The organism is Alteromonas sp. 5NW40-0090 (assembly GCF_057552975.1).
Map to the genome: position 1 here is coordinate 1 of NZ_BAAJLT010000028.1, position 765 is coordinate 765.

Consider the following 765-nt stretch of genomic DNA (forward strand, 5'->3'; position numbering starts at 1 on the left):
TAAACTTCGTTTGGCTTTATAAAAATCCCAGTAAAACTACCCTCGCCTGTTTTCACCAGCATCGCCCTGGCTTTTGGAAGGTTTAATGTCGCCGCTTTAAATACTGTGGTTGCGCATTAGGCGCTTTATCGCCAAGTTCTTATTTACCGTTAGTAAGCGCCAATGCGTTTGGCAGTTCAAATGGCGGCTTGCTTCAGTCAAATCAAAAACATCACTGCGCTATCGTTTTACTTGTTTGTGTTAATAATCAATCGTATGCTGGCTTCATTAGTTTTTAATAAGGCCAAAGGGACTGGCTCTGCTTCTAACAAAGCGCTCAAGTTCACTCCCTTCGGTCGCTGGGACGCTAACATGTGGGCTGACTCACTTCGTTCGGATTTTAGCCCACATGCTAGCGCCCCTTAGCTTAAAGTTATATGACAAGAGTCGCTTTCAAATATGGATAGTTTTAAATACGAAGTAAAAACTGTAGGTGGAGTATTCAAACTGCGCTCCACAAAGCTCACAGAATTAGAAGAACTATGCGGTAATATGGGTAATAAAGGCTGGGAACTTGTTTCTGTAAACTATGACTGGCTCATGGTTAGCTATACTCTTTTTTTTAAAAAGAAGGTTCTCGTTTAAAGCGTCGTCGTTATTAATTTTAGGTTGTTTTAGCATTGTCATATAACAACCCAATCAACACACTCACTGCGTTCGCTGGGACGCATACACGCGGGGCGGCTGCGCCATTATGCCCCACATGTCTGCGCCCGTTATTGGAAA

Annotated in this window: 2 protein-coding genes; both read left to right on the forward strand. The window is 43.0% G+C overall.

Going from position 1 to position 765, the window contains the following annotated elements; translation table 11 throughout:
* Positions 1-162 precede the first annotated feature (162 nt).
* Positions 163-405, forward strand: a complete 243-nt coding sequence (locus tag AC27KT_RS19740) for a hypothetical protein (RefSeq protein ID WP_474859977.1) — start codon at positions 163-165, stop codon at positions 403-405.
* Between the two features lie 33 nt (positions 406-438).
* Positions 439-624, forward strand: coding sequence for a hypothetical protein (locus AC27KT_RS19745; RefSeq protein ID WP_487132779.1), 186 nt, complete (start codon positions 439-441; stop codon positions 622-624).
* The last annotated feature ends 141 nt before the right edge of the window (positions 625-765 follow it).

Coding starts and splice junctions, on each gene's coding strand:
- AC27KT_RS19745 (WP_487132779.1), top strand. CDS start 439: ATGGATAGTTTTAAATACGAAGTAAAAACTGTAGGTGGAGTATTCAAA.
- AC27KT_RS19740 (WP_474859977.1), top strand. CDS start 163: ATGCGTTTGGCAGTTCAAATGGCGGCTTGCTTCAGTCAAATCAAAAAC.